Annotated in this window: 6 protein-coding genes and 1 tRNA gene; 6 read left to right on the top strand and 1 reads right to left on the bottom strand. The window is 62.5% G+C overall.

What is annotated here, in order from left to right; all coding sequences use genetic code 11:
* The first annotated feature begins 37 nt into the window (after nt 1-37).
* The 4 genes from ACNQOP_RS18760 to ACNQOP_RS18745 all read left to right on the top strand — a co-directional run bounded on the left by ACNQOP_RS18760 (nt 38) and on the right by ACNQOP_RS18745 (nt 3,398).
* A tRNA-Gly gene (locus ACNQOP_RS18760) sits at nt 38-113 on the top strand.
* Nucleotides 114-290: 177 nt separating this feature from the next.
* Nucleotides 291-1,745: an amino acid permease gene (locus ACNQOP_RS18755; RefSeq protein ID WP_235520521.1), complete on the top strand. Its 1,455-nt coding sequence runs from the start codon at nt 291-293 to the stop codon at nt 1,743-1,745.
* A gap of 95 nt (nt 1,746-1,840) precedes the next feature.
* Nucleotides 1,841-2,071 carry an antitoxin gene (locus ACNQOP_RS18750; protein WP_257368346.1) on the top strand — a complete coding sequence of 77 codons (231 nt, stop codon included), beginning with the start codon at nt 1,841-1,843 and terminating at the stop codon, nt 2,069-2,071.
* 109 nt (nt 2,072-2,180) lie between these two features.
* Nucleotides 2,181-3,398 (top strand): benzoate/H(+) symporter BenE family transporter, encoded by a 1,218-nt coding sequence (locus tag ACNQOP_RS18745; RefSeq protein WP_416405416.1) that lies wholly within the window; start codon nt 2,181-2,183, stop codon nt 3,396-3,398.
* A 1-nt stretch (nt 3,399) separates the two neighbouring features.
* On the opposite strand, the gene zapE is transcribed toward ACNQOP_RS18745, so the two are convergent.
* Nucleotides 3,400-4,440, bottom strand: coding sequence for a cell division protein ZapE (gene zapE, locus ACNQOP_RS18740; RefSeq protein WP_416405415.1), 1,041 nt, complete (start codon nt 4,438-4,440; stop codon nt 3,400-3,402).
* 203 nt (nt 4,441-4,643) lie between these two features.
* Here zapE and ACNQOP_RS18735 point away from each other — a divergent pair, with 203 nt between their 5' ends.
* Together ACNQOP_RS18735 and ACNQOP_RS18730 are read left to right on the top strand one after the other, a co-directional pair.
* On the top strand, nt 4,644-5,570 hold the full coding sequence (locus ACNQOP_RS18735; protein WP_416405414.1) for a sulfurtransferase: 927 nt from the start codon (nt 4,644-4,646) through the stop codon (nt 5,568-5,570).
* 73 nt (nt 5,571-5,643) lie between these two features.
* A complete protein-coding gene (locus tag ACNQOP_RS18730) occupies nt 5,644-6,111 on the top strand; it encodes a SufE family protein (protein ID WP_235520516.1) in 468 nt (155 codons plus the stop codon).
* Nucleotides 6,112-6,129: the final 18 nt, after the last annotated feature.

The raw sequence follows: 6,129 nt of genomic DNA, 5'->3' as shown, positions 1-6,129 counted from the left end.
TGTTGAAAGCCACGCATCAGCATGGCAGGCAACATGTGCGGACGTAGCTCAGCTGGTAGAGCACCACCTTGCCAAGGTGGATGTCGCGAGTTCGAATCTCGTCGTCCGCTCCACATAAAGAAGCAGCTCTTCGGAGCTGCTTTTTTTGTGCCAATTTTTCGTTGAATTCCCATTCATCATTTGAAGTAACCGATACACCTCAGAAGAAGTCGCTTTATCTAATGTGATTGGGCTCGCATAATGTACTGCGAGCTCATCACCGTTCCACGCCAACCGGCAGGAGTACCCCCATGAACCAACTGACGGCATCCAAGTCCGTCCTGAGGCGCAAGCCCATTGACGATATCGAAGAAGAAAGCAAGCACAGCGGACTCTTTAAAAGTCTCGGCCTCTGGCAACTGACTGCCATCGGCGTCGGCGGAATTATCGGCGTCGGGATTTTCTCCCTGGCGGGCCTGGTGGCCCACGGCAGCGAGGGAAACCCGGGTGTCGGTCCTGCCGTCCTCTTTTCCTTCCTGATCGCCGGGCTGGCCTCGGGAGCGGCAGCGCTCTCCTACGCCGAATTCGCCGGCATGATTCCCCGCGCAGGCTCGGCCTACACGTACGGGTATGTAGCCCTCGGGGAGATCATCGGCTGGTTCATTGGCTGGGATCTTTTGCTTGAATACATTGCCATTGTGGCCGTTGTGGCCATCGGCATTTCCGGCTACTTCGACGCCTTCCTTTCGGGCATCGGAATCCACATGCCCACGTGGATGACCTCCACTGCAGACGAAGGCAAGGGCGGAATCATCAACCTGCCGGCCATCCTCGTCTGCCTCCTCGTCACCTGGATCCTGAGCCGGGGAACCAAGGCGTTCGGCAGGTTCGAGCTCGTGGCGGTCGCCATCAAGGTGATCCTGATCCTGTTCATCATCGGCCTGGGCATCTTCTACGTGAACACCGAGAACTACAACCCGTTCATGCCCAGTGGCTTCGGACCGGTCGTTGCGGGCGCCGCGACCGTCTTCTTCGCGGTGTTCGGCTACGACGCCATGAGTACCGCCGCTGAGGAGGCCAAGGACGGCAAGAAGCACATGCCCAAGGCCATCATCCTGTCCCTGATCATCGCCATGCTGCTCTACGTGGCCGCAACCCTGGTCCTCACGGGCATGCAGAACTACAAGGACATCAACCCCACGGCCGGCTTTGCCTCCGCCTTCACCGGCGTGGGACTTCCGGTCATCGCAACCATCATCTCGGTGTTCGCTGTCCTGTCAATCCTGACCGTGATGCTGACCTTCCTCCTTGGCGTCACCCGCGTGTGGTTCTCCATGAGCCGCGACGGACTGCTGCCCGGATGGTTCGCCAAGACCGACCGGAACGGCACTCCCCAGCGTGTTACCTGGATTGCCGGCATCGCCTCGGCATTCCTGGCTGGCGTCTTCCCCATCAAGGAAGTCGCCGACCTCACCAACATCGGCATCCTGGCCGCCTTCGTGGTGGTCTGCGTTTCGGTGATCGTGTTCCGCTACACCAAGCCGAATGCACCCCGTACGTTCCGTCTGCCGCTGATGCCCCTCGTCCCGGCATTCGGCGTCCTGGCTTCGGCCTTCCTGATGTTCCAGCTCCACTGGGAAACCTGGGTTCGGTTTGGGGTGTGGCTGGTCATCGGCTTGGTGATCTACTTCTCCTACGGCCGTAAGCACTCACTCATGAACCCGGACAGCCCCCGCCACAAGACGGTAACTACGCCCTCGGCGTAGTTTGTCCACAGGCCTGCGTTGAAGCCTTGGCACCTCTGTCAACTGGTGTTAGGGTCGGACGCGGAGGAGCGAACTGGCTCCGCGAAGGAAGGGAGGTGCCCGTGGGTTTAATTGACGACCTGAAGGGCAAGGCTCAGGGTCTCATTCAAGGCAACGAGGAAGCCATCAAGAATGGCATCGAGAAAGCCGGGGACTTCATCGACGAGAAGACAGGCGGCAAGTTCGCCGGTCAGGTCGATTCGGTCCAGAATGCCGCTTCCGACTTCGTGGCTAAAAATGACGGCGAGCCACAGGCTCCCGTCGCGGATGAGCCGAAGCAGCCGTAGCTGCCTGAGCCGCCGTACCAGATACGTCAAGGGGGCACCGGTCCCGCCGAGAGGCGCCACCGGTGCCCTTGGCGTTTAATAACTCCGATGGTCGGGTATTTTTGTGCCTATGCCTTCCCCTTCCCCGACGACCACTGAACGCCATGTCCGCAAGGAGGCCTTGGGACCGCCGGTGACCGCAGGAATTGTCACGGCACTGGTTGGTTTCACCTCATCATTTGCCGTCGTCCTGGCAGGGTTGAAAGCCGTCGGCGCCAACCAGGGGCAAGCGTCCAGTGGTCTGCTGGCGCTGACACTGACTTTTGGGCTCGGTATCCTGTGGCTCTCCTGGCGGTCCAAAATGCCGGTCACCCTTGCCTGGTCCACGCCCGGAGCAGCGCTTCTCGCCTCCGCTGGGATGGTCGACGGCGGCTGGCCGGCAGCCGTGGGAGCGTTCCTGCTGGTGGGGGTGCTGATCCTCCTGACCGGACTGCTCCCTGTCCTTGGCAGGATCATGGCAAAGATCCCCACGGCTCTGGCACAGGCCATGCTGGCCGGCGTTCTGCTTCCCCTCTGCCTGGCCCCGTTCAAGTCCCTAGGCTCGGCGCCACTGCTGGTCGCCCCGGTGCTCCTGTGCTGGATCGTCCTGATGAAATTTGCACCCCGCTGGTCTGTTCCAGGGTCGCTGCTGGTGGCCTTGGCCGTCATCGGCATCCACATCGCCTCCAGCGGTGCCAACATCCCCGCTGAGGGCCTCCTCCCCCGGCTTGAGTGGACAACGCCCGCGTTCACCGTGGAAGCTGCCGTGGGGCTGGCCCTGCCACTCTTCATCGTGACCATGGCCTCACAGAACATCCCGGGGGTGGCCGTCCTGAAATCGTTCGGCTACACCACGCCGTGGCGGCCGTCCATGCTGGTGACGGGGGCCGGAACCGTTGTTGGAGCCCCTTTCGGTGGCCATGCCATCAACCTGGCAGCCCTCAGCGCGGCACTGGCAGCCGGCGAGGAAGCCGGAAAGGACCACGATCGGCGCTGGGTCGCGGCCTTTGTCTCGGGACTGGCCTACCTGGCTTTGGCAGCTGGTTCTGCCGCACTCGTCACGATCGTGGCAGCGGCCCCGCCCGGACTGCTTGAAGCGGTGGCAGGGCTTGCGCTCCTGGGCACGCTTGCCTCCTCGATTTCTTCGGCACTGGCCGCAGCTGAGGAACGCATACCGGCGTGCATCACGTTCCTGCTCGCAGCGTCAGGCTTGAGTTTCGCGGGTGTGGGCGCCGCGTTCTGGGCACTGGCCGGTGGCATCCTGGTGCGGTGGATGCTGAAGAGCCGGACGCGGCTTCCGAAGGACTGACTCAGGCAGGTTCGTGGTTTTGTGCCTCACGGGCCAGCGCCGTGAGCCTGGAGACCGCCCGGAAGTACTTCTTCATGTAACCGCCGGTCATCATCTCTTCCGTAAAGAGCTGATCGAACGGGACTCCGCTGGCGAGAATCGGAACATCCTTATCGTAGAGACGGTCCGCGAGCACCACGAACCGCAGTGCAACGGCCTGCTCCGTGATGGTTTCGACATCGCTCCACACCACTGCCTCCACCCCGGAAAGCAACTGGCGGTACCGGCTCGGGTGGACCGCGGCCAGGTGGTTGACCAGGGTGCGGAAATCGTCGACAGCCACTGTCTTGCCGTCGAATTCGGCACGCATGCGGCGCTTGAGCTCTTCGGTCTTCAGGGGAGCAGGTGCCGCAGGAAGGCCGCGGTGGCGGAAGTCCTCGCCGTCGATCCTGACGACGTCGAACTGGTCGGCGAGCACCTGGATCTCGCGCTGGAAGTCGACGGCGGCAAAACGGCCTTCGCCCAGGGAACCGGGCAAGGTGTTCGACGTAGCCGCGAGCTTGACGCCGGCGTCCGCCAGTTCACGCATAAGGCGCGACATCAAGACGGTGTCGCCCGGATCGTCGAGTTCGAATTCGTCGATGCAGACCAGTTTGTAGCTGCTCAGCGCTTCCACGGTCTTGCGGAACGAAAGAGCGCCAACAAGGTTGGTGTACTCCACAAAGGTTCCGAAAGCCTTAGGCCCCGGTGAGCGGTGCCACAGCGACGCCAAGAGGTGTGTCTTGCCAACACCGAATCCGCCATCAAGGTAGATGCCCGCCCTGGTGGCAGGGGCCTTTTTGGCGAACAACTTCTTGAAAAGCCCACCACTATCGTCCGAGCCCACGCCATCGGCGAAGGCGGACAGCAGTTTCACGGCGTTGGCTTGGCTCGGCTGCGAAGGGTCCGGCCGGTAGCTGTCGAACGATACCTCTCCGAATCGCGGAGAGGGGTAGAAACCCTTGAGGAGTTCCTCCACGGAGACTGCCGGTGTGCGGGCAGCCAATTGTTCGATCTGTACCACTGTGATCCGTTCCTTCGGTTGTGGGTCCCCAGCAAGAATACCGGCATAAGGAACGGCAGAACGGCCACGTGACCAAAGCCATGTTTCACCATGTGACCGCTGGGGAAGCAATCGCACCGGGCCGTGGTTAGTGTTGGAAAGGCCGGGCGGCCACCTGATGAACCAAGGCCCGGCTCCGTCCGTTGTCAGTGAAAGGCCATCAAATGTCCTACCCCGTTGAACAGAATGAAAAGTTCGCCGCCTACGCGAACCCTGAACGCCTCGTCTCCACTGAGTGGCTTGCGGCAGCACTTGCCGATGGCGCCATCGCCGACGGCAAACTGGTAGTCGTGGAGTCTGATGAAGACGTCCTGCTGTACGAAACCGGACACATCCCGGGCGCAGTGAAGATCGACTGGCACACAGACCTGAATGATGAAGTCACCCGCGACTACGTCGACGGTGCCGCTTTCGCCGCCCTCGCCGCGTCCAAGGGCATCTCCCGCGACAGCACCGTTGTCATTTACGGTGACAAGTCCAACTGGTGGGCCGCCTACGCGCTGTGGGTCTTCACCCTTTTCGGCCACAGCGACGTCCGCCTCCTCGACGGCGGCCGTGACAAGTGGATCGCCGAGGGCCGCGAGCTGACCACCGATGCATCGCAGCCGGCCCCAGGCGAGTACCCCGAAGTCGAACGCAACGATGCTCCCATCCGCGCCTTCAAGGAAGACGTCCTGGCGCACCTGGGCAACCCGCTGATCGATGTCCGCTCCCCCGAGGAATACACCGGCCAGCGCACCCACATGCCCGCCTACCCGGAAGAGGGAGCCCTGCGCGGCGGCCACATTCCTACTGCTGCTTCGATTCCCTGGGCACGTGCCGCAGCCGAAGACGGCACCTACCGCAGCCGCGAAGAGCTCGAAGCACTTTACCTTGGCGAGGCCGGCCTTGAACCCGGTGACGACGTCGTGGCCTACTGCCGCATCGGCGAGCGGTCCAGCCACACCTGGTTCGCCCTGAAATACCTCCTGGGCTTCGACACCGTACGCAACTATGACGGCTCCTGGACTGAGTGGGGCAACGCCGTCCGCGTCCCCATCGCCAAAGGCTCCGAACGCGGTTCGGTTCCAGCGGCACTGGCCCGCAACTAGCGGCATCCCATGGCCCCCGTAGTGTTCCGGCCGGCACGATGCATTTGCCGTTGTTGTGCGTAAGCTGGAAGGGATGAGTACCCATACCTTGCCCGCCGCGCTGGCGGAAATCGTCGATGACTTCCAGGCCCTGACGGAGCCTGACCGCCTGCAACTGCTCCTTGAGTTCTCCAGGGGTTTGCCGGAGCTTCCTGAGCGCCTGAAAGACCACCCGGAGCTGCTGGAGCAGGTAGTCGAGTGCCAGTCCCCCTTGTTCCTGACCATTGAGTCGGAGAAGAACGGGGAAAACCCTGGCGGCCCCCGCGCCTACCGGTTGTTCTTCAAGGCTCCGCAGGAAGCACCCACAACGCGCGGCTTCGCTGGCGTGCTCCATGAAGGCCTGGACGGACTGACTGCCGAGGAGATCCTTGCGGTTCCGGATGACATGCCGGAGCTTCTCGGGTTGACGCGGGCCATCACGCCCCTGCGCATGCGCGGAATGACTGCCATGCTCGGCCGGATCAAGCGGAAGGTCTCGGCGGCGCACCGCCTGGAACACTGAAAGGCACCCTCACACGGT

The organism is Arthrobacter sp. LFS091, assembly GCF_047977885.1.
Lineage (GTDB): Bacteria > Actinomycetota > Actinomycetes > Actinomycetales > Micrococcaceae > Arthrobacter.
This window is presented reverse-complemented; position numbering and strand designations above follow the sequence as displayed.